At 40.9% G+C, this 20,638-nt stretch carries 22 protein-coding genes; 4 read left to right on the top strand and 18 right to left on the bottom strand.

The window, feature by feature from the left end; all coding sequences use genetic code 11:
* The first annotated feature begins 179 nt into the window (after positions 1–179).
* The gene (locus SNE25_RS15530) at positions 180–863 is read left to right on the top strand and encodes a DUF2461 domain-containing protein (RefSeq protein ID WP_321566018.1); all 684 of its coding nucleotides are present in this window, start codon (positions 180–182) and stop codon (positions 861–863) included.
* Between the two features lie 13 nt (positions 864–876).
* On the opposite strand, the gene SNE25_RS15525 is transcribed toward SNE25_RS15530, so the two are convergent.
* The 3 genes from SNE25_RS15525 to SNE25_RS15515 form a co-directional block, all read right to left on the bottom strand.
* Entirely contained in the window at positions 877–1,455 is a 579-nt protein-coding gene (locus tag SNE25_RS15525) for a hypothetical protein (protein ID WP_321566017.1), read from the bottom strand.
* A 369-nt stretch (positions 1,456–1,824) separates the two neighbouring features.
* Positions 1,825–2,013 carry a hypothetical protein gene (locus SNE25_RS15520; protein WP_321566016.1) on the bottom strand — a complete coding sequence of 63 codons (189 nt, stop codon included), beginning with the start codon at positions 2,011–2,013 and terminating at the stop codon, positions 1,825–1,827.
* A 6-nt stretch (positions 2,014–2,019) separates the two neighbouring features.
* Positions 2,020–2,595, bottom strand: a complete 576-nt coding sequence (locus SNE25_RS15515; RefSeq protein ID WP_321566015.1) for a carboxymuconolactone decarboxylase family protein — start codon at positions 2,593–2,595, stop codon at positions 2,020–2,022.
* 240 nt (positions 2,596–2,835) lie between these two features.
* Here SNE25_RS15515 and SNE25_RS15510 point away from each other — a divergent pair, with 240 nt between their 5' ends.
* Positions 2,836–3,795, top strand: a complete 960-nt coding sequence (locus SNE25_RS15510; protein ID WP_321566014.1) for an AraC family transcriptional regulator — start codon at positions 2,836–2,838, stop codon at positions 3,793–3,795.
* A gap of 52 nt (positions 3,796–3,847) precedes the next feature.
* Here SNE25_RS15510 and SNE25_RS15505 read toward each other — a convergent pair whose 3' ends face one another.
* The 5 genes from SNE25_RS15505 to SNE25_RS15485 form a co-directional block, all read right to left on the bottom strand.
* Positions 3,848–4,621 (bottom strand): molybdopterin-dependent oxidoreductase, encoded by a 774-nt coding sequence (locus SNE25_RS15505; RefSeq protein WP_321566013.1) that lies wholly within the window; start codon positions 4,619–4,621, stop codon positions 3,848–3,850.
* Positions 4,608–5,306, bottom strand: coding sequence for a cytochrome b/b6 domain-containing protein (locus tag SNE25_RS15500; protein WP_321566012.1), 699 nt, complete (start codon positions 5,304–5,306; stop codon positions 4,608–4,610). Before SNE25_RS15500 ends, SNE25_RS15505 begins: the two co-directional genes overlap by 14 nt.
* 6 nt (positions 5,307–5,312) lie before the next feature.
* Positions 5,313–6,341: a class I fructose-bisphosphate aldolase gene (locus tag SNE25_RS15495; RefSeq protein ID WP_321566011.1), complete on the bottom strand. Its 1,029-nt coding sequence runs from the start codon at positions 6,339–6,341 to the stop codon at positions 5,313–5,315.
* A gap of 11 nt (positions 6,342–6,352) precedes the next feature.
* A complete protein-coding gene (gene tal / locus SNE25_RS15490; RefSeq protein ID WP_321566010.1) occupies positions 6,353–7,483 on the bottom strand; it encodes a transaldolase in 1,131 nt (376 codons plus the stop codon).
* Positions 7,484–7,640: 157 nt separating this feature from the next.
* Complete coding sequence (locus SNE25_RS15485; RefSeq protein ID WP_321566009.1) at positions 7,641–9,089, bottom strand: phytoene desaturase family protein; 1,449 nt, start codon at positions 9,087–9,089, stop codon at positions 7,641–7,643.
* A gap of 293 nt (positions 9,090–9,382) precedes the next feature.
* On the opposite strand from SNE25_RS15485, the gene SNE25_RS15480 reads away from it, so the two are divergent.
* A complete protein-coding gene (locus SNE25_RS15480) occupies positions 9,383–10,765 on the top strand; it encodes a mercuric reductase (protein ID WP_321566008.1) in 1,383 nt (460 codons plus the stop codon).
* 157 nt (positions 10,766–10,922) lie between these two features.
* Positions 10,923–11,408: a DUF417 family protein gene (locus SNE25_RS15475; protein ID WP_321566007.1), complete on the top strand. Its 486-nt coding sequence runs from the start codon at positions 10,923–10,925 to the stop codon at positions 11,406–11,408.
* Between the two features lie 134 nt (positions 11,409–11,542).
* Here the strand turns inward: SNE25_RS15475 and SNE25_RS15470 are convergent, their stop codons facing one another.
* From SNE25_RS15470 to SNE25_RS15425, 10 genes are all read right to left on the bottom strand, one after another.
* Entirely contained in the window at positions 11,543–11,887 is a 345-nt protein-coding gene (locus tag SNE25_RS15470) for a hypothetical protein (protein ID WP_321566006.1), read from the bottom strand.
* Positions 11,888–12,128: 241 nt separating this feature from the next.
* The gene (locus SNE25_RS15465) at positions 12,129–12,314 is read right to left on the bottom strand and encodes a hypothetical protein (RefSeq protein ID WP_321566005.1); all 186 of its coding nucleotides are present in this window, start codon (positions 12,312–12,314) and stop codon (positions 12,129–12,131) included.
* A 350-nt stretch (positions 12,315–12,664) separates the two neighbouring features.
* Positions 12,665–14,254, bottom strand: a complete 1,590-nt coding sequence (locus SNE25_RS15460) for an MFS transporter (protein WP_321566004.1) — start codon at positions 14,252–14,254, stop codon at positions 12,665–12,667.
* A gap of 110 nt (positions 14,255–14,364) precedes the next feature.
* Positions 14,365–14,901, bottom strand: coding sequence for a carboxymuconolactone decarboxylase family protein (locus tag SNE25_RS15455; RefSeq protein ID WP_321566003.1), 537 nt, complete (start codon positions 14,899–14,901; stop codon positions 14,365–14,367).
* A 173-nt stretch (positions 14,902–15,074) separates the two neighbouring features.
* Positions 15,075–15,632: a hypothetical protein gene (locus SNE25_RS15450; protein WP_321566002.1), complete on the bottom strand. Its 558-nt coding sequence runs from the start codon at positions 15,630–15,632 to the stop codon at positions 15,075–15,077.
* A 318-nt stretch (positions 15,633–15,950) separates the two neighbouring features.
* Entirely contained in the window at positions 15,951–16,184 is a 234-nt protein-coding gene (locus tag SNE25_RS15445) for a hypothetical protein (protein ID WP_321566001.1), read from the bottom strand.
* A gap of 84 nt (positions 16,185–16,268) precedes the next feature.
* Positions 16,269–16,547 carry a helix-turn-helix domain-containing protein gene (locus tag SNE25_RS15440; RefSeq protein WP_321566000.1) on the bottom strand — a complete coding sequence of 93 codons (279 nt, stop codon included), beginning with the start codon at positions 16,545–16,547 and terminating at the stop codon, positions 16,269–16,271.
* A 908-nt stretch (positions 16,548–17,455) separates the two neighbouring features.
* The gene (locus SNE25_RS15435; protein WP_321565999.1) at positions 17,456–18,586 is read right to left on the bottom strand and encodes a glycerate kinase; all 1,131 of its coding nucleotides are present in this window, start codon (positions 18,584–18,586) and stop codon (positions 17,456–17,458) included.
* 4 nt (positions 18,587–18,590) lie between these two features.
* Positions 18,591–19,919: a GntP family permease gene (locus SNE25_RS15430; protein ID WP_321565998.1), complete on the bottom strand. Its 1,329-nt coding sequence runs from the start codon at positions 19,917–19,919 to the stop codon at positions 18,591–18,593.
* Between the two features lie 31 nt (positions 19,920–19,950).
* Positions 19,951–20,565, bottom strand: coding sequence for a YhcH/YjgK/YiaL family protein (locus tag SNE25_RS15425; RefSeq protein WP_321565997.1), 615 nt, complete (start codon positions 20,563–20,565; stop codon positions 19,951–19,953).
* Positions 20,566–20,638 lie beyond the last annotated feature (73 nt).

The raw sequence follows: 20,638 nt of genomic DNA, 5'->3' as shown, positions 1-20,638 counted from the left end.
TTGAAAACTTGCCGACGCCATTAATTAATTAAATTCATGACTGACAGATGATAGTCAGCGTTTTGAAACTGAAGCGTAAAAACATCAATTCTACTTATAGTGGTATGCACTAGAGTAAGAATTAAGTAATCATTTATTACATAGGCATCGGATAAAAGGCCGAAGCGTTAGTTTTTAAAATGGGACTAGTTAAAATATCCAAATTAACCTTTAGCTTTCTCGAAGAGCTCAAACAAAATAATGAATGGGCGTGGTTTACTCAAAATAAACCGTTATACCTACAGGTGTCAGGAGACATTATGAATTTTGCGGATAGCTTATTGAAGGAACTGAACAAGCATGATGTGATAGAGACGCCAAGCGGAGCTAAAAGCCAATATCGGATTTATCGTGATGTCCGATTTTCATTAGATAAGATGCCATATAATACTTATTTGGGCGGCCGTTTTAAACGGGCGGGAAAAGAAAGACGTGGCGGATATTACTATCATTTTGAACCGGGTAATAAAAGCTTTTTATCAGGGGACTTTTGGAGACCGAACGCACATGATCTGAGACTTATTCGTGACGATATTGCATTTAACCCTAAACGGTTAACGGAAATAATTAATTCGGATACTTTTACCGAGTATTTCGGAGTTTTGCGTGGTGAGCAGCTGAAGAACATACCGAGAGGGTTCGAAAAGACACATGAGGCTGCTGACCTGCTGCGATATAAACAATTTCTCGTCCGTCGTAAATTTACTGACGAACAGGTTTTAAGTTCAGAGTTTCTTCTACTTGCCAGCGACACCATTAAAGAAATGCGCCCGTTTTTAGATTACATGAGCGAAGTTCTTTCCATTGATGCTAATGGTCGTTGAAGTTCAGTTAAGTTTAAGACACCGCCAAATCGACAGGAATCAGCCTTTGAGTGAAAACGGATAGCTCAGTTATGAGATTTTGAAGCATTTCACTTTTAAATGGTCTGTTTACTAAACTCTCTTCTATCATGGATTCAAAAATTTCCTCGATACGCCATTCCTGAGTATGATTTACTAAAAAGGCAGTTGAAATTTCGGAATTAAATAAATTCATAATTTGGGAAATTTCCACGCTTTTCTTACATAGATAATTGGGCGTAAAGGAACACTCGTAGCATTTTCCATCTTTATACTGTTCAGGCTGTTTCGCCTCGGGGTGCATAAATAGTAAAGTAGAACAATTTGCCACTGGCGGAAAACGACTTTCATGAATAGGGAAACTTATCATAGCGAGGCTGATTTTATACAAGCCCTCACGCGGGGCCTCTTTAATCACCGGTCTCGCGGTGCGGGTATCTAAACGATAATGTTGCGCTTGAAAACAAGCACCCTCTTCATACATGCCGACTTTAGGTTCATCAGAATCTCTACCTTTGGCATAGTAGTTAATAAGTATTTTACTTTTCCCGGATTTGTGGTTAATAAGGTTCATAGCTATACTTTTTCACAGTCTATATTATATCTAATTGCGTAGCTCCGATAGCGGTTCAAGTCATGTAACTTGCCGATATAACGTTAAAGTTAGCCGTGATTGTAAAACAGCTCAAGGACATATATCACAAAAGAAAGTCGTTGTTAGCGGATACCTGTTCTTTTGGCTCTATTGTACCAGCATTTGTACCTTTCATCCTATTTACCTTCCCCCATTAATATTGAAATTTGTAATACTGATGTGATTCGTCAGAGATTTGAAAATTTGTTGATTGTTTTGAGTTGTTAAAAAAATGCAAGCCGGAAACTTCTTCCGGTTTGCATTTCTGAACCATTTTTAATTTTCAGAGTAGAAGGAATAATAATTTAATTATTTGCCTTTCTTCCGTTCAATTTCCAGATCTATAAGCCGCTGCAGGCGAATTTTAAAATCGGTATCTAAGGCAACATTGATTTTCCGTCTTCCACCGAAACCGGCTAATCGTGTAGCGAAACGTTCTTTTAAAATACATGGCAAAGCGGCAATAGACTGGAGCAACATGGCATTCAACATTTTCATTTTCAATTAAGCTACAAGCTGTTCCGTTATTCCCGCTGGCGCGTCTACTTTAGGAAAATCAATTTCTGTTTGTGCAACGTTGTTCATGAAATTTGTGAAAGAAAACTGCACAGCAAGTGCGATTATTTCAAGGATCTCAACATCGCTGTAACCGGCTTCTCTAATCTTTTCAAGGTCAGCGTTAGAGACGTTTCCGCGTCTTTTAATCACGCTTACGCCAAATGCTGCAGCGGCTGCTCTTTTGGGGTCGATCGATTCTCCAACCCTGTTTCTGGAGATTTCATCTTGTGAACAATTGGCGCCTTTTGCGGCGAAATGCGCGTGGGCTGATACACAGTAATGGCAACTATTGGATTCAGAAACAGCAAGCGCAATGGCATTTCGTGTATTTAGGTCAAGTGTTCCGGAAAGGCCAGCTTGTAAACCCAGGAAGCTTTTAAGAACGGACGGGCTGGCAGCTAAAAGCCTTAAGACGTTCGGAACGAAACCTAGTTGTTTATCAACTGAGTTTAGGATTTCGACAGATTGCGCAGGAAGATTGCTGTTATCGAGGATTTTGATTCTTGATGATGTAGTTTCCATTTTATGATAATTTATGTTTAAAAATTTTTGTTTAATGTCGCCGGCATCTTATTATCAGCGGCGACAATACAAAGGTAGGTAGCCCCGTAAATCCAAAAATCCGCAAGTGGGCTTCAAAAGTCCAAATGTTAGGTTCTCTTAAGGGAGTAGCGATGTTTAAGGGGAAATCGATTTGATTTTGACAATTTTTATTGATTTGGTTTAGATTTGCCAGAACCTCAGACTAGTAACACAATACCTATGAAAGTAAACAGCCTTAACAAAGGCCTTCAAATCGCGCCAGCAGACCTTGAAAATCTGATCAGCACCTTAGACGTTAAATTTGTTGGATTGGCCCACTGTTCAGTTAGTACGGGTTACCGCCTTGAATTAGGAGATGCGGAAGCGCCAGGCATACATTACAATTTATCGGGCAGGGGGAAAATTATTATTGCAAATCATCCGCCGATCGAATTAAAACCGCACACTTTAATTATCGTCCCGAAGAATACGCCTTTTAGAATTGAGGTAGCAGATGAAAAAGAGCGGTCCGCCGTTTTGAAACCGATTGATGGTAGGCTGCAGAACAAGAGTACCGATGGCGTGCAGCGTTATGTAGCGGGAACTGGTCAACCCGAGGTAGTCCTGCTCTGTGGCTACTTCTATGCCTCTTATGGGGCCTCAGCTGACCTGTTTGCCTCCCTTTCATCCCCGATTGTCGAACAATTCGAAATTAACGATCATATTGACATTAAACTACAAGCCGCACTTTCAGAATTAATGTCCCAGGAGATTGGTTCTGGTGCAATGAGTGCAGCGCTGTTAAAGCAGGTCATTGTTTCCATTTTACGCCGTTCCCTGGTTTCATTAGAGCTTTGGATAGAACGGTTTTCGATTCTTAGTGACGCAAGGATCTCAAAAGCTTTTAGTGAAATGGTGGCTGCACCTGGTGGCGATCACACAGTGATGAGCCTGGCGGATTGTGCCTGCATGAGCCGGTCAGCGTTTATGTCCCGCTTTACCGAACTCTTTGGAAAATCACCGATGTCCATCCTTAGGGATTTACGAATGCGCCAGGCTACCCAACATCTAAAAACGAGCGATATGTCAGTGGAGCACATCGCTCATCTTGCAGGCTATGATAGCAGGGGAAGTTTTTTGAAAGCATTCCGAAAAACTTACGATTCAGACCCGTCAACATTTCGTAATGGTGCGGTTTGAAAAGGAAAAAATATCCCGTCCGATAAAAATTATTAAACATCAATTTAATTAGCTACAATCCGGAATAATAATCATAGCCTTTTTCGGCCCAGTAATCGCGGGGTCTGCTGTCACTAAAGGCAATTGTTCCTATACGTTTTAAATTTTTAATTCCATATTTTATCGGGATAATCAGTCTAAGAGGCTGTCCATGCTGACCATTTAATAACTCATCATTCATCTGGTAGGCCAATAGGGTTTGCGGGTGCATAGCGCTCGGCATATCAATACCGACATAATATTTCCTGTCTGGTGTTTCAAAACTGACATAGCCTAATCTGGTCTCTTCATGCAATTGGTAATGCGTGATAAGGTCCCGGAATTTTACACCTTCCCAATGAGAAATTTGATCCCATCCTTCGACACATTTAAAATTATAAGTTATTCCCGTTTTTGGTAATGCCATCAACTCGTCAAGCGAAATCTGCAAAATTTCACCCGAAATTTTCTTCACGTGTAATTTCCAATTTTCCGGCGGCAGTTTTCCTTCAGAGCCTATATCGCTATTATGCCTGATCTTTTTTGCGGCCATTTCTCTGGGATAGGTTTTTACCAAATGATTCTCGTTAAAAATCAATCTTCTAAAGAACAATTCGGTTTTATTCAATGCCCTGCGCAGCGGTTGATGTGCTCCAGCAGTTATTCCAGGTATTTCGTTGGGAGATTTATATAACCATCTCCAGCCAGTGTAGGTACTTACAGCTCCGGCACCAAATATGGCAAATGAAATGAAATTTCTTCTTTTGATCTTTTGCTCAATTGTTAATTCCCTCTTAGGTTTTTTCATTTTCGGACTTGCTTTCAATGGCAGGTTTAGTTGTTTTGGTTATTACTTCGAAACCTGATATAACGGAACGGAAGTTGCTCCACCCTGCCAGGACCACCTGAATAATATGGATCAGGAAAAACAGAGTGTAACCTATGGTAAGGATAAAATGCGATATTCTGGCGAGATGGTAGCCTCCGCAAAGCCATGTCAACCAGTTAAATTGTACAGGTTTATAAATTGCGAGGCCGGTAATCACAGATCCAAATCCCATGATAATGATGGCTGTGTACGCGATACGTTGAGCGGCGTTATATTTATCTTGAGGCGGTGCTATTTTACGAATGTGAAGATCGTGTAATAAGACCTGCCATGCTTCTTTGAATGAATGCCGGTTTGGTAACAGTTGACGCCAATCACCCGAAATAATGGTATACAAAACATAGAAGAATCCATTCAAAGTAAAAAACCACATAAAGAGAAAATGGAATGCCATACCTTCCGAGAGACGATGGGGAATATGCAGCAGATTATAAAACCAATCAGGAAAAAAATGAATATACGTATGGCCGAAAACGGTTAATCTGTATTCATCGTTCGCCCAGTATATTAATATACCGCTCCATATCATGATAGTCAGCAATGGGAAATTAACCCAATGGGTCCACCGCATGAGCAAAGAGTGTTTTTCTTTAATGGCCTTCATTACAATTTACTTGTCAGCGTCTATCCGATACACTCCTTTACGCGCCTGTCTGCACCGCTCCAACTGAGTATATAATAGGTTTTGTGCTCCAATAACTTTATCAGCTTTTCCCGCCCAAAACTCTAATGCAGGCTGTTGGATCGCACGTGAGAAAGAAAAGGTAACCGGCCAGGGAGTCGCAAACCCATTTTTAAGATTCATTGCATTTAAATTGGCAATCGCAGTTGCCGGCGGCTGTCCCCCCGAGAGAAACGCAATTCCGGGCACGCCGGCAGGAACATGATTTGCAAGGCACTCGATCGTGTGTTGAGCTACGGACATTGGAGTTGCCTGCATTTCTGCCGAATCACCTGAAGTAACCATGTTAGGCTTTAAAATAATGTGCTCGTAATTTACATCATGTTCACGAAGCTGTACAAACAGTTCGGCCAGCACACTACCTGTGACCGCATGACAACGCTCTATGGAATGCATCCCGGTAATAAGAACTTCCGGTTCTACGATGGGTACAATCGCTGCTTCCTGGCAGTATTTGGCATAAATCGCTAATTCACGCGTGTTAGCCTCGATAGCTGCTTTAGTCGGAACACCAGTACTGATTGAAAATACTGCACGCCATTTTGCAAATCGCATCCCCGCCTCCGAATAGGTTTTCAGTCGTTCCGGCAGATCCTTCAGGCCTGTTGTTATCCGCTCACCAGGGGAGCCGATTAGATCAATGGTCCCCTCATCGACTTTTATTCCGGGTAACACACCGGCTTCCCTGAGTTTCTTAACGAACGGTATACCGTCGGATGTAGATTGATAGATTGTTTCATCAAATAGGATTGCTCCATTCAGGTAGTCTCCAAGTCCCGGAGTGGTAACGATCAGCTCCCGGTAAAGCCGCCTGAATTCCGCGGTCTGCGGAATTCCTAATTTTTCAAAACGCTTGTTACAAGTGGAGACGCTCTCGTCCATCGCTAATAAACCTTTGTGGTCAGCAACTAGCCGTTTTGCAGTGGATTTTAAAACTTTGTTAATATCATTCATCATGTCTGATTTGTTCAGCTTTTTGTAAAATCTTTCGCAGTCGTGATCAAATTTCCTTTTGCTTTGTCGATAAGCCGCAGGATATTCCCGAAAGGAATATTAAATTTATGGATACCTTCGTCCTCTAACTGTTGTGTAATCTGGGAAAGGGTTATATTCACTTTGCTTAGAGAGTCTAGTGTTTCCTGTGACAAGGCGATGTCTGTTTCTAACGTATTTGAGGCGTTACCGTGATCTTTGAAAGCGGCGAGAGTTTCAACAGGGACTGTCGTAACGGTTTCAGGGCCTATTAATTCTTCGATGTACTTTGTATCTTTAAATTCCGGATTCTTAGTTCCGGTACTGGCCCACAAAAGCCGCTGTGGCATCGCCCCTTTATCGGCCAATTTATTCCAGCGATCGGAGTTAAATGCCGCTTTATATTTTTGGTAGGCGATTTTTGCGCTTGCGACCGCTACTTTACCCTTTAAGGTAGCCTTTTCCGTATCTTTTAAAAGAGGATCCACTACCACATCTATGCGGCTAAGAAAAAAGCTGGCGACTGATGCTACTTTACTGATATCTTTTCCTTCGGACAATCTTTCTTCAAGTCCTGAAATATAGGCTTCAATAATTTCACTGTAACGGTCTAAACTGAAGAGCAGGGTAATATTTATGTTAATGCCTGAAGCGATACACCGTCTGACAGCGGGAACTCCCTGTTGGGTTCCGGGAATCTTGATCATCAGGTTTTCCCGATCTACCGCCTGCCAAAGCTCAACCGCCTGTCTGATAGTTTTTTCGGTATCGTTCGCTAAAAAAGGCGAAACTTCAAGACTAACGTAGCCATCATAGCCCCGCCGGTCTTTTTCACAATAAACACCTCTGAACAAATCTGCCGCAGTTTGAATATCTTTCACAGCCAGCTGATAAAAAATCTTTTCGCTGTCGTGTGAATACTTCAGCAATTCAGCAATGTCATCTGCATAATCATCGCTGCTACTTATTGCTTTCTCAAAAATTGCAGGGTTTGAAGTGATGCCTTTTACGCCATCCTGTTCGATTAAGGAGGCAAGTTTACCTGATCTTAAAATATCGCGGTCTATGAAATCCAGCCATATACTCTGGCCAAAACTGCCGATTTGTAATAATTTGTTCTTTTCCATGTTTTTATTTAAAGTTAAGCGGGAATGATCAATGGCTTCAAGGACATATGTCACAAAAACAAACTGACCGGCGATCATTCGCGATATTTCAAAAAAACTATTAGCGCGAGATTAGCGATTCAGCCGTATTGCATGATGATCAATAAAAAATAGATTATTAATGGCCCGAAATTTTCACGCCGAACACTTCCCGTAACGCCGTTCGGGCTGCATGGTATCCGCACATACCGTGGACACCGCCGCCAGGGGGCGTTGCAGCGGAACAGACATACCACCCTTTGACAGAAGTGTTATACGGCGGAAAACGAAAAGCTGGCCTTGTAAACAGTTGATCGATTGAAATGCGACCGGAGTTAATATCTCCGCCTACAAGATTGGGATTGAAGTTTTCCAGATCAGCGGTATTCATAGTATGTGTTCCGATGATCGACTTTTTGAAACCAGGTGCAAACCGCTCTACCTGATTTTCTATTCGAGCTGCCATGTTTTGGACAGAACCGTTCGGAACGTGACAATACGCATAAGCTGTATGTTTGCCGGCTGGTGACCTGCTTATATCGAAAAGAGAAGGTTGGGAAAGCAGTACAAAAGGATTATCGTTTTCCTTACCAGCAGCAATACATTTTTCACCAGCTGCTATCTCCTCAAATGTGTTACCTAAATGAACTGTACCCGCACGTCTGCATTCAGGAGCAGTAAAAGGAATCGGATTTTCGAGCGCCCAGTCTATTTTATATACTGCAGGTCCGTATCGATATCTTCTTAACTGCCAGCGATAAAATCCGGAGAACCGGTTGTTTTTTAGAGATAGAATTTGTGCAGGGGTTAAATCGAACAAAACAGCTTTGGCCGGAGGTAATAAGGCCAAGTCCGATAAGGTGAACCCGATTTCGATCTGTCCGCCAATGCTCAAAAAATAATTACCCAGGGCTTCCGCGAGCTTTGCAGAGCCTCCCTTAACCACTGGCCAACCCTTGAGGTGGGCATTTGCCAACATCACCAACGGAATAGCAGACGTCGCCAAATTTTCAAGTGGCTGAAAATTATGAGTGGCCACACCGGCTAATAAACCGCGTGCCTTTGAACTATGAAAACGTCTGGCTAACAGTGACACCGGAAGTAGGGCATTACGGCCGAACCGTGCTAAATCAAACAAATGAGATGTCATTCGTAGTGGCCCCAACAAACCATTACCGATTTTCGGCCATTTTTCAACAACTGACCCGACAAGATCAAGGTAAATGTCTTCATCGATGCCAAATTGGTGTGCAGTTTCGGTTAGAGAAGAATTTACAAATGCTGCGGAACCGTTCTCAAAAGGATGAGCGATATGAATGTCAGGGTTAATAAATTCCAGGCCATATTCATTCAAAGGAAGAGTTTGCAAATATGGCGATGCAGCGGCCATCGGATGAACGGCGGAAGCTACATCATGCAAAAAACCGGGTAATGTAAGGGACTCTGTGGCGAGACCACCGCCGATCTTATCTTTTGCTTCCAGCAATAGAACAGATAACCCATACTGTCGCAGCAAAATAGCAGCGGATAGGCCATTTGGACCGGCCCCTACTATCACAGCATCGTAATCCGTCCTATTCTTCTCCATTACTTGGTTTGATAAATTATAAAGCGTTTCAGAAAGCGTAAAGCAGTGTACAGAAACAGGTCTAAGATACCGAGATATGAAAATGCATCCAAGGACATTTGTCGTATATTATAAAAGCCAGGAGTCAACTCATTTTGCTTCAAGTAGCAAATAAATCCAAGCAATTAGCTTTTTTATCCATTTGTTTAACTATCTTTTTTATTTAGTATTGATCGCCGGAAAGAACGGTTGTTAACCTTAACAGGTTAGCCATGTCTTTGTTATCGATCAATTTCGGATATAAATGTTCTCTTATGGTTAAAAACTTTGAAGCTTTAATTATAGGTGCCGGACAAGCTGGCGGACCTCTTGCCCAAAAGCTGGCCGCACAGGGCTTGAAAACCGCCATCATTGAAAGGCGGTTTGTAGGAGGAACATGTATCAATGACGGCTGCACGCCTACGAAGAGTTGGGTCGCATCCTCGGATGCTGCTTACGCTGCGTCGAGAGCGCCAAATCTTGGTATTGATATTCCTTTATTCAAGGTGAATATGGCTAAGATCAAAGCCCGTAAAGATGAGATTGTGCATTCTTTTCGTGAAGGGGGAGAACGGAGATTAAAGAATACCCCGAATCTTGAGCTGATATACGGAGAAGCATCCTTTTTGGACAATAAAACAATTTCAGTCAAACAAGCTGATGGAGAGTTGGTCTTGGTAGCTGATAAGATTTTCATTAATGCTGGTTGCAGGCCATTCGTTCCCAATATTCCCGGTATAGAGGATATTCAGGTTTTAACATCCCATTCGATCTTGGAATTGCAGTACGTTCCCGAGCATCTACTGATCATTGGCGGCGGCTACATAGCCCTCGAGTTTGGTCAGATGTTTCGTCGTTTTGGAAGCGCGGTTACGATATCGTACCGCGGCGGACAATTTACATCCCAGGAAGATCCGGATATCGCCGGGGGCCTGGAAGAAATTTTCAAATTGGAGGGAATTAACTTAGTACCGTTCTCTCAGCCTACTCATTTCAGGAAGCTGTCGGACCAATATGTGGAAGCAACTGTTTCTATAAAAGGAGAATCACAATACATTAAGTGCTCGCATGTACTTTTCGCTACAGGCCGCATTCCAAATACGGAAGCACTTGGACTGGAAAACAAAAAGATAAAATTGAATGATCTGGGTTACATTGAGGTTGATGAACGGTTAGAAACATCTGTGCCGGGAGTATATGCTTTGGGTGATATTAATGGCGGCCCGGCATTTACTCATACGTCTTATCATGATTTTACCATAGTATATCGTAATCTTTTTGAAAATGGGGGACTGTCAGCGAAGGACAGGCTGGTTCCTTATTGCATTTTTACAGATCCGCCATTGGGACGGGTCGGGCTTACAGAGTTACAGGCTAGAAACAGAGGATTAAACTTTCGTGTTGTAAGTTTGCCTGCGAACTATATTGCAAGGGCTGTTGAAAAAGGAGACACACGGGGATTTATAAAAGTGATCGTGGATACAGATACCAAATTGATCCTCGGGGTGGCTGCTTTATGTACCGACGGCGGAGAGTTAATGACAATCCTCCACATGGCGATGGCAGCAAACATTACTTACCTACAACTAAAATATTGGATTTTCGCCCATCCGCTTTATGCGGAATCAATTAATAATCTTTTTGGGGGAATTGAATAACGGTGCTAATGCGGCACATAGTGGTCGTATTATACCAACAATAGTCCTTTTTATCTATTTACATAGGTTCATTTTACTAGGAACTTAGGCGCATCAATTCACCCCGGGACCGATGCCCGCTAATTGTTCCTGTTTTTTAACCATTCAACTTTAACCTATGAAACTTATTCGTTTATCAAAAGCAATTGCTGACTTAAATCTTCCATTCATCTTATGCAGTTTTGGCATCAGTGTTATACTGCTATGGATCGGTTCTTTTAAATTTGAGGCTGTTGAAGCTAATGGCGTTGCTATTTTGGTAACCAACAGCCCGCTAGTCAGTTGGGATTACAGTTTATTCGGCGTTCGTTTAGGAGCAGGTTTTATCGGGACTACCGAAATTATAGCTGCATTATTAATCATTATCGGCAACTTTCAGCCGAAGCTTGGCATGATCGGTGCGTTAATGGCCGTGGTAATCTTCTTCGTTACCAGCACCTTTGTATTGTCAACACCAGGTTCCGTACATCTTATAAATGGATTTCCACGACTTTCGGATCTTGGCTCCTTTCTTTTTAAGGACATTACGGCGATGGGGGCTTCATTTTACATTTTTACCTATTTTGGAAAAAAGGCGGAAAAAACCGTCAGCAAATCCTTGTAAGTGCATATTAGTTATTGATGGATAGTATCGTATTATATATACGTTTTCACGCCAGTTGACCAATAATCATTAGTTTGTTACTTTATTGTTTTAGCCGGGGAAGCTTTAAAGTAACAAACATTTCATTACCGCTATTATTCATAGCTGCACTTCTCTTTATCCTGTAAAGTATTTTTAGCTAATTCGATATTATGTGCGGTTAACATTTTGCCATCGTCGGAAACGGAAAGGAGTGCTAAAACAAAAGCATCCACCAGTATTTGTAACCTGTTGGTATGGTATTTAATCTCACCCGCCTTGTCATTGGAATTCATGATAGTGATCTGAAGCTTCTTCGTGATCAAATCAAGGTTAAAATGACTACTTATCTTATAAGCGTAATTTGTAACGTCTACCGGCGAGTTATTTGACCAGGAATCAAAAAATGCCTGCTTGATCACTTCGTTCCAGTCCACATTGTAATCCTCTATCGTTTCCATAATTATGGTTTAAAGTTAATTCCGATTACAAACATAGGCCATTTAGATGAAATCAAATAAAAAAGGGCTCAGTTGTACGTTAATTTGACCTTAAAGTCCAACTTAAAGGCCTCACCCTGTTACTAAGGTAAAGCGTTATAATTACAAAAAAAGTACTTGTGGGGCGATCCACCCTGAGGAACAATGATCAAAAAATGAAAACTGAATATACCTGCCCTTCAACAGGCTTGATACCCCCAACCTATTTTATAATTCTAAAATCTCTTGCCTGTACCGGTGACTGTAATGTAAAATCAATATCTTTTTTCCTATTCTTGACACGGCCCACACATTCCGAAACCGACGTGAACAGTTTTTCATAATAAGGTTGAAAGGCAGTATCCACCGGCGTACCACCTCCTCCCGTTATCAAAAGTTTCTTTTTCACGTTTATCGATTTTGATTTTTCGATGTCAAATAACGTTAGTTTATTTTTATTAATCCCGAAGTAGGTGTTAAATTGGCGTTCAACCGCATCTTTAATTTATTCGTAGCTTCAAACAAAGCTAACTTCATGTAACTAATGCCCGCCGGGCTCGGGCCATTTTCTATGACTACCACAAACGATCATTATATAACCCTGAAAATCAGATCTATAAAATTGACAGAATACTATACTATATCAACTTGGATCTAACAGTTATTAAAAACCGATTAAGTAAAGTGTGTTCATCGATATTTTTTACAAGTTGAAAAATTCATGTTTCTATATTTGCGATAGTTTGCCAGGAAATTAAATTACTGAATCGCATCATAGTTTTTATTAAGTATGGATTTAGAGTTTTCTGCGCCATCCTTAACAGAATTTTTTTTAATAAAGATAATCGTCATAAATGCTCCGGTAATACAAAGCAATCCTGATATCTGCATTACATTTTTATAGGAGTCTATGAAGCTTTCCTTATAAAATGTCGCAACTTGAGTACGGTCGGGCTCCTGTAATGTTGCCGGGACCTGGGCGTTTCCAAGATTTATAGCCTCAGAAACTATGAGCTTCCGAGCGTCATTAGATAAATTTGAATTTGCTAGGCGGCTTTCAATTCCTGAAGAGAAGTAGAAAACGGCCAAAGCTCCAAAAATGGCATAAGCAAAAACATTAGACATTTGTGCCGTTGCATTATTGATGCCTGATGCGGTCCCTGATAATTGATCACCAACCGAACTCATTATGGTTTTTGTAAGCGGGACAACGGTAATGACCATACCAAGCCCAAATATGAATATCCCTGGAAAAAAAGTATTCAAGTACTGACCTGATCCATGGGTTTGCCGGATTGATGAAAGCATTATAAGGCCACTACCGGCGATGATCGGACCGAATATCAAAAACGTCCTCGCTCCATATTTGTCGGATAATTTACCGATGAACCGTGAGAACGATATCATAAGGATAAGAAAAGGAAGTATGGTAAGTCCGGATTCAAATTGTGAATATCCTTGCACCTGAACGAGATTTAACGAGAGAAACAACAATCCACCACCAAGACCTGCATAGAGAAATAGTGTCAGCAAATTGACTCCACTGAAGGTTCTATTTTTGAATATGGATATTGGCATCATTGGATGTTTGGCCCGTTGTTCAATCCGAACAAAACCGATGAGAAGGATAACACCCATTATCAACGCCATATATACCTGGTAGTTATAAATCCCTTTAGCGGGCATATTCAGGAATCCAAATGTTAGTGCGGCTAACCCGGCAGCAACCGTAATGGCGCCAATAAAATCAATCGATTTATCTGTTACATCTGACTTGACTTCACCTACTTTTGTCGCCAGAAAAATCAAAGCAAATACACCTATGGGTACGTTAATAAAGAATATATATCTCCAAAGTCCGGCGTCGGCAAGCGCGCCGCCGAGTAACGGCCCTCCGATAGTAACGACAGCCGTTGCGGCCGACCATGTCCCGATAGCCTTTCCCCGCTCGCTTTCATTTATCGAAGAAGAAATCAGTGCAAGGCTTCCGGGGATCATCAAGGAACCACCAATACCTTGTATTACGCGAAACATAATCAGCGATAGTACATCCCGCGACAATCCACATGTAGCAGATCCGATACTAAAAATCAATATTCCTAACATAAAGATGCGCTTACGTCCAATTTTATCACCTAATGATCCACCTATCAGGATCAAAGAAGTGAGCATGAGGAGGTATGCATTCAAAATCCAGAATAATTCACTGCTTGTCGCATGAAATCCACTCTGCAGAGCAGGTAATGCAACATTAAGTGCTGTCGAGTCTATAAATGCCATAGACGAAGCCATAATCGTGCTCACCATCACCCATCTTCCCTTAGAACTACTTAGTGAAATTGCAGACATATCTTTTTATTTGTGGTGTTAATCAGTACATAGCTTATCGTTATAATCCTTTCATCATTTCCTTTACTGCGATGGCGCTACCTTCCCCCCTCAGGACATTAAGGTTTATTTTAAAGTTTCACCGTTACATGTGGAAAGTCGATAGGAACATTTGAAATCGCGTACAATAAGTTAAGCGTAGAGATGTTACCAACTGCAAGTACCACATCAACCAAATGTCCCTGGTCATATCCTTGCTGATAAAAGTCTAAAAGGTAAGGTCCCGCAATATTTCCTTTTGCGACAACAAGCCTTTGCGCCAATGCAGCGATGGCTTTCAATTTGTTATCAAATAGGATGTTATTTGCGCGTATATCTAATATCTGTTCTTTTGTAAAACCGAGGCGTTCGGCGATTACGCTGTGGAGGCTAAGACAATATGGACATTCATTAACCTGGCTCACTACGAGGTTTATTACTTCCCGTTCACGATAGCTTAATGAGTTTTTTTGCGTGAAGTAATTAAAATAACTTTCAAGACCATTTTCACTACTGGTAAAGGCCAGGAAAATATTAGGTACCTTACCAAACATCCTTTTGAATTCTTCAAATATTTTTTTGTTTTTATCCGAAACTTCTTGTTCGTTCGGCATTAAAAAGTTGCTCATAAAAATCTATTTGTTTAATTTTTTTCTGTCTATGTTTTCAAGTCTTCGTCGGATTCTTCTTGTTTTAAGACAATCTTCAAGCCTTTAATTTCAATTACATGAGGGCACGGACATCTCTTAAGAATTGATATTTGTCACAAAAATCAATTGTAAATTGTGATCCTTGGCAAGGATCACAATTTATTAAACTCGAATTTTTTAAGCCGACTATCTTTTAGAATGCTTGTTGAAAGCCATACATACTGTTTTGTTTGTTCATCAAATCCCAGCATCGTAAAATCAGTTCCTACAGGACATGCAGGATAATCAGGAAATCCTATCCGTAACACGTATCTATTGCTGTCCGCGTTAAAATCAGATGGCATAATTTTTTTTAGTCCATATTTAACATAAGGGTCTTGATCGTCAAAAATGTAGCTAACCAGGGATGCATTTCTCAGTATCTCGGTGATTGGTTGATCTTCCATATAGAAGTACATTCCTAAAAGATCAACAATCATTCCCCTTAGTCCATATTGTGGCACAAAAACAGCAAATAGATATTGTGTATCGAAGGCGTCTTCAGTGACGTCAAATTGATATGCCCCTTCAATAATTACATCTTCTACTTTAAACCCTTGGTTCAAGCTATTCGAGAAAATCAGATTGTCTTTTATGATAAAGTTATCTGTGTAACCTTTAAGGCGTAGTTCGTCAATTACCGTAATAAGATCGTTTTCATTTAATGTCATATTCAACTTTTAGTTTTAGAATTCTTCTATCCTATTTAGTATATACAAAAGAAAAGAAATCAAGATTCCAGTACAAGGACATTTGTCACACTTTAAATACTATATTAACTATGACTCCTTCAAAAAAACAGCTATAGAGAAACATGAAGTAATCGTTCGCCAGTTTGGAAAATTCGAATTATCAGTCCATTATTTTATAGCTTTTAATAATGGAATCATTTTAAATAAAGGTTTATTTACTAAAAATGATTCATTCCATCAGCCCGGGTATTTTCCGGCCGATGGAATGAAACAATTGTTACTTGAGGGTTACTTTGATCATACCGGTAATGTCTGGAAGCGTAGTAAACGCATTGGGTTTGGCACCACTGAAATAGGCTGGCTAAGTTTCAGAGGTGTACCGGCCAAATTAAACTGCGTAATACCTGCTCCTGGAAACTGGCTAATTGCGGTACCATCGTCATATAATTTAACGGAAGTAGATATATCACCTTTTTGGGCAGCATCTACGCCGTTATCAACTGATATGAAAAACCAGTAGTTGTTTATCATGGGATTAATTGGATATTAAAACACGGTGGCAATCACGAACGTCTACGACGAATTATTTCAATAGAATTTGACATCTCTGCTATCTTATGCTTTCGCCCCTTGACTAAACCATTCAAGGAGCTCTGCTTTATTAAAATATAGCTTTTTACCTTGTTTGCTGACCGGAATTTCCCTATGGCAGACTTTACCATAAATCGTGGAAGTCGACAAGTTCAAAAAAATTGCAGCTTGTTTGATGGAAAAAAGTCTGTTATCATTAATATCGCTTGAATGGTCATCCTTGAGCAAGTGTTCAATCATTGATACCTTTTCCAAAAGTTCACTGACAGCCTTTGGCAGTTGGTCAAAAGTTAATATCTCCATAATGTTTTCCCTTTTGTACAGAGACAAAAATATTCAGCCGGTCAGGTTGGGACGTCCGAGATCATCCGAGTCGGATAACAAGAAAATGAAAAAAACCGCAAAAAAATATTGGGGAAGGACGGATAAGCCGGCCAAAAACACAACAATGAAAAAAATAAATTAGGTTATTCTTTGTAAAAAAAGTGATAAATACGGCCGAAATTTCATTGACCTGCTTTTATAGAAATGTAACGTTAGTAAATTTCTATGCAAATTTTATGCAAATAAAAAAGCCTCACTCGCCAGAGCGGGGTTAAATCATTGATTTTTAAGGCTCCACACGATGTACATAATACCAAAATTATTATTGATAATGTGAGAGTTATGTTCGAATTATCTAAAAATGCATGCCTTAGGCTAAATCCAGAAATGCGATTTTAAGATCTTAAATCAAATTCAAGAGAATGATTCAAAAACCAATGAAGATGGGTACTATCTAGGTACTACTTAATTGCCAGACGCCCTATAATATTGTTCAGCTAATCTTTTTGTGTTAAATCCACGATGTTACTTTTCTTTTGTTGTGGAACTTGATATTAAGATGTCTTGTTACACGGTTCAAGTCCTACTCGGGCTATCAGACTAGCCCCAATCTCACTAAATTCGAACCATTTACCTTAAAGTTGGAGATTTTAGAAAGTATTTATTAGGGGTTGATTCCAGGAATGAATAATCAAAGGGCTCTTCAGGATAAATTTTTTTCCATTCCCTGGATATACCGTTTATCAATTTTGATATGTCGCCCTTTTGATATTCGGTGGGAGATAATTTTAGCGCTATACTTATTTGAACTTTGGGATCATTGGCAATAACCACCGGCATAATTTGCTGATGAAACGAATTAGAAGAATACAGTCACAACAACCTGCTTATCCCATCCCCAACATCTCAGCAATCTCTTTTGACACCCGTATTAGGTTTTGTTCGGTACGGCTAAGAGCCGTTGGCATATCTGAAGGTTCGTTGCCTATGGCCAGCAGCACATCGAAATACCGGTTGAGCTGTTCGTGAGGTTCGAGCGGTATTTTGCCTGCTAAACCAATCACCGGTATGCCTTTTAATTTGGCACTGTTAGCTACCCCGAATGGTCCTTTCCCTTGTAAAGTTTGTTCGTCTATGCTCCCTTCTCCAGTTATCACCAATGTGCTTCTGTTTAAAGCATCATTAAAACCAGTTAATTCCATAAAATAATCAATTCCGTTTACAAGTTTGGCATTTAAATAAGCATATAGCCCGGCAGATGCTCCTCCGGCTGTGCCTCCGTATTTTATTGAGGCTATGTCTTTTCCAGTTTCCTTAAATGTTATCTCGGCAAACTTGGAAAGCCCTTGTTCCAGTTTTCCGACAGTCGATGCATCGGCGCCTTTCTGCGGACCAAACACAACCGCGGCACCCCGGCTTCCCAATAGCATATTGTCTACATCGCAAAGTACAACAATTTCACAAGCTAATAAGCGCTTATCTAAGCCCGAAATATCTACTCGTGCAAGATCAGGAAGGCTTGCAGGTATGCCGACAAGTTCAGCGTCATGGGTGTCCAGGAAACCAATGCCTAGTGCTTTTAATATGCCGGTACCCCCATCAACTGTGGCTGAACCTCCCATAGCTATGATAATCTTGTTAACCCCTGTATCAAGTGCCGCTTTGATCAGTTCGCCTGTACCGAAGGAGTTGGCTGAGAGTGGATTCAGTTCATTTGCATTTAATAGTCTTAAACCAGAGGCGTCAGCCATTTCAATAACGGCAGTACGCCCGTTTTCAATTAGCCCGAATGAAGTAGAAATAAGCTTACCTAAAGGATCATGTACTGCTACCGGCACGATGGTACCTTTTAATTGCTGAATAATCAACCCGGCAGTCCCATCGCCACCATCGGCTATCGGAAAACATGTCGTAGTGCATCGTAGTATGCTCAGTTTTATTCCCTTTTGAATGGCCTGCGCGGCATCATAAGCAGTTAAACTGTTTTTAAAGGCATTGGGAGCTATAAGGATATGCATAAAATTAAATTATAAATGAAACAATATAAACCATAGCTAAAGCGGTTAAACCCATGCATACAGTAGCGAGGGAATATACTTTTAGCATGGTTTTCATTTCGAGACCTGAAAATTTGGCGATCACCCAAAAGTAAGCATCATTGGCATGGGAGATCATCATTGATCCCGCGCCCATTGATAAAACACAGAGTAAGCGTCCTGTATCTGTATCCAGGCCAAGCGCATGCAATAGTGGTAATATAATAGAAGCCGCGGTAATGATAGCCACAGTGGAAGATCCCTGGGCAGTTTTGACTATACTGGTCAATAAAAAAGGGAATAATATCCCGAGACTTGCCAAAGGTAATGCTTCGCTTAAATGTGTGCCGAGCTTGGTTGCCGCCAGAATGGCCCCGAAAGCGCCCCCTGCACCTATGATCACTAAGATACCTCCGGCTTTTTCGGCACCTTCCTGCAACAGCGGACCAAGAACATCTTTTTTAAATGATGGCATGGTATTAAAAGCAAACAAGACACCGATAGCCAGTGCAATTTCGGGATCGCCCAACATTAGGTACATGTTTATCCGGTTACTTGCAGTGCCCGGCTCAACTATAAAAAAGGACTTTAATGCAATCAAAAAGATAGGAACCACCACAGGCATAAATGCTTTGATAACGGAAGGGAGCCGCTGATTTCCCTTAATCAGTTCCGCGGCATCGATAAGCTGTGCCGGAATTTTTTTTCCTGCGTACTTTGACCACAAGTATCCGGAGATCATTGCAGGAATAGCAATCATGATACCCGTAAGCATCAGCCTACCGAAATCAACACTAATGATACCTGCTGCTGCGGCAGCGCCGGGATGCGGCGGAATCATGCAATGAACCGCATACAAACCAGTAGCCAGTGAGGTGCTCATTATAGCCAAAGAAATACCAGTGCTTTTTGCCAGCGATTTGTTCAATCCGCTTAAAACAATGTACCCGGAATCGCAAAAAATGGGCAGCCCTACAATAAATCCAGTTAAGCTCATGGCCAGCGCCGCATACTTCTCTCCAACGATCTTCAAAATGGTATTGGCCATTACCTTTGTACTGCCTGTATGCTCCAGTATGGCCCCCAGGGTAGTACCCAGTACGATGAGCAGGCCCAATGATTTCAATATATTACCAAAGCCATCTTTAATTGTTGTGAGCACATCATTAAGCCTCATTCCAACACCTAAGCCAACCAGGAAGCAGGCTATAATCAGGGCAAAAAACGCATGAACTCTAAATTTGGCGGTAAGCAATACGATAACCGCGATTCCGGCTATAAGGCAGATTAAAATACGTACAAGGGAAACATCCATGGAAGAAAAGCTGATTGTATAACAATTACTGTTAGTTTTTTACTTTAATTACGATCTTTTTTAGGTTTTCACTTTTATTTACCTGTACCCCCTGCCTGTGTAAGTTATCAGGAAATAACAGGAAGAATTTGCCGGGTACGCCCAATAGGTTGCGGCTTTTTCTTACAGTGTAATAAGCAATATCTTTTTCTTCATTATAAGGCGTTTTTATGGTAGCAACTGATGGAACAGATTCACCAATATATTCCATTCCTGAAACCACCGTATGGATATCTGAATACTTACTGTGCGATTCAAAGGGAATGGACTCCGCACTTTTGGTTTGATAATCGGTAACCTTTACAAAAAGATCTTTTCCCTGGAGTTCATATACACCCGGTTTTAAAGCTGTCAGATCAGCATCGAGCAGAAATGCGAATGCCTTATCCCACAAAGATTTGTTTTTATAATACCTAATGGCAAATTCCCTTTTATTAATGGAAATGTCAGGCTTTAGTCCTGTTTGTTTATACCAGTTGCTTTTAGCAAACCAGACAGCAACCTGTTTATCAGACCATTTTGCCGGATCGGGTTGTTGCCGGGCAAACACAGGTGCAGCAAATAATAGAAAAAGTACGGCTACTAATAGTTTTATTTTTTGTTTCATATTATAATTTAGTAAAAGATGGCAAACCGTATGATGAGGTAATTGACCCATCATACGGATCTGAAAAAAACAG

The organism is Mucilaginibacter sabulilitoris (genome assembly GCF_034262375.1).
In the GTDB taxonomy this organism is placed as follows: Bacteria; Bacteroidota; Bacteroidia; order Sphingobacteriales; family Sphingobacteriaceae; genus Mucilaginibacter; species Mucilaginibacter sabulilitoris.
The sequence above is the reverse complement of the archived record's forward strand: the minus strand, read 5'-3'. Positions and strand labels throughout refer to the sequence as shown.